The organism is Microbacterium sp. Leaf351 (genome assembly GCF_001423825.1).
GTDB lineage: Bacteria > Actinomycetota > Actinomycetes > Actinomycetales > Microbacteriaceae > Microbacterium > Microbacterium ginsengisoli.
In genome coordinates this window covers 125,117-127,065 of the sequence record NZ_LMPK01000015.1, presented here as the reverse complement: position 1 = coordinate 127,065, position 1,949 = coordinate 125,117, and the positions used below count along the sequence as shown (strand labels likewise).

The 1,949-nt window shown below is 71.6% G+C and carries 1 pseudogene; it reads left to right on the top strand.

Going from position 1 to position 1,949, the window contains the following annotated elements:
- Nucleotides 1–93 precede the first annotated feature (93 nt).
- Nucleotides 94–1,949 (top strand): annotated as a pseudogene (iolD, locus tag ASG00_RS14430) (3D-(3,5/4)-trihydroxycyclohexane-1,2-dione acylhydrolase (decyclizing)); the annotation flags it as partial.

The window sequence follows — 1,949 nt, the reverse complement described above, 5'->3', positions numbered from 1 at the left end:
CCCCGCCCACGCCTGGGTGCGCAGCACCTGGGACGGCCTCGAGATCGACCCGCGCCTGCCGTTCACCGCGGCCGGCGAGGAAGGCAGCACCCGATGAGCGCGACGAAGCGCATGACCGTCAGCCAGGCGTTGGTCGAGTTCCTCGCCCACCAGTGGACGGTGGACGGCGACATCCGCGAACGCACCATCCCGGGCGTCTTCGGCATCTTCGGCCACGGCAACGTCGCGGGTGTCGGCCAGGCGCTCAAGCAGCTGAACGTCGAGCAGCCCGACCTGATGCCCTATTACCAGGCGCGCAACGAGCAGGCGATGGTGCATCAGTCGGTCGGCTACGCGCGCATCCACCGGCGCCGCGCCACGTTCGCCTCGGCCGCGTCGGTCGGGCCCGGCGCGACGAACATGCTCACCGGCGCCGCGCTCGCGACCACCAACCGTCTGCCCGCCCTGCTGCTGCCCTCCGACACGTTCGCGACCCGCGTCGCCGACCCGGTGCTGCAGCAGCTCGAGCAGCCCTGGGACATCGGGCTCACGGTCAACGACGCGTTCCGTCCGCTCTCGCGCTTCTTCGACCGCGTGCAGCGGCCCGAGCAGCTCTACTCGATCGCGCTCGCCGCCCTGCGCGTGCTGACAGACCCGGCCGAGACCGGCGCCGTCACGATCGCGCTGCCCGAGGACGTGCAGGCGGAGACCATCGACGTGCCCGTCGCGTTCCTCGCCGACCGCGAGTGGCACATCCGCCGGCCGCTCCCCGAGCGTGCCGCCCTCGCGCGCGCCGTCGCGGCGATCCGCTCCGCGGAGCGTCCTTTCCTCGTCGTCGGCGGCGGTGTGATCTACTCCGGGGCTGAGGAGCACCTGCGCGCGCTCGTCGAGGCCACCGGCATCCCGGTCGGAACCACGCAGGCGGGCGGCGGCGCGCTCGCCTTCGACCACCCGCAGTACCTGGGCGGGGTCGGGGCGACCGGAACGACCGCGGCGAACCGGCTCGCGGCAGAGGCCGATGTCATCATCGGCATCGGCACGCGGTACAGCGACTTCACGACCGCCTCGCGCACGGCCTTCCAGAACCCGGACGTGCGCTTCGTCAACATCAACATCGCCTCCTTCGACGCCTACAAGCACGGCACGCAGATCGCCGTCGTCGCCGACGCGCGCGAGACCCTCGCGGAGCTCGCGATCGAGCTCGAGGGCTTCGAGGTGTCGGCCGAGTACGCTGCGCGCACCGCGCAGGAGAAGGGCGTCTGGGATGCCGCGGTCGACCGTGCGCTCGCCGCGACCGACGCGCCGCGTCCCGGCCAGCCCGAGATCATCGGCGCCGTGCAGTCGGCGTCGGCCCCGGCGGATGTCATCGTGCAGGCCGCCGGTTCGCTGCCGGGAGATCTCCACAAGCTGTGGCGGGTGCGCGATCCGCTCGGGTACCACGTCGAATACGCGTTCTCGACGATGGGATACGAGATCGCGGGCGGCCTCGGCGTCAAGCGCGGGCTCGACGCCCTCGACGACGACCGCGACGTCATCGTCATGGTCGGCGACGGGTCGTACCTCATGCTCAACTCCGAACTGGTCACGGCGGTCGCCGAGGGCATCAAGATCATCGTCGTGCTCGTGCAGAACCACGGCTACGCGTCGATCGGCCACCTGTCCGAGACCGTCGGGTCCGACCGCTTCGGCACGAAGTACCGCACCTACGACGCCGACGCACGCAACTTCCAGGGCGACCAGGTGCTGCCGGTCGACCTGGCGGCGAACGCCCGCAGCTACGGGCTCGACGTCGTCGAGATCGCCCCCGGCGCCACCGCGACCGCCGATCTTCACGCCGCCGTCGTCGCGGCCAAGGCGAGCACCCGGTCGACGCTGATCCACATCGAGAGCGATCCTCTCGTCTACGCCCCGGACGGCGAGGGCTGGTGGGACGTGCCGATCCCGGCCGTCTCCACCCTGCCGTCCACCCA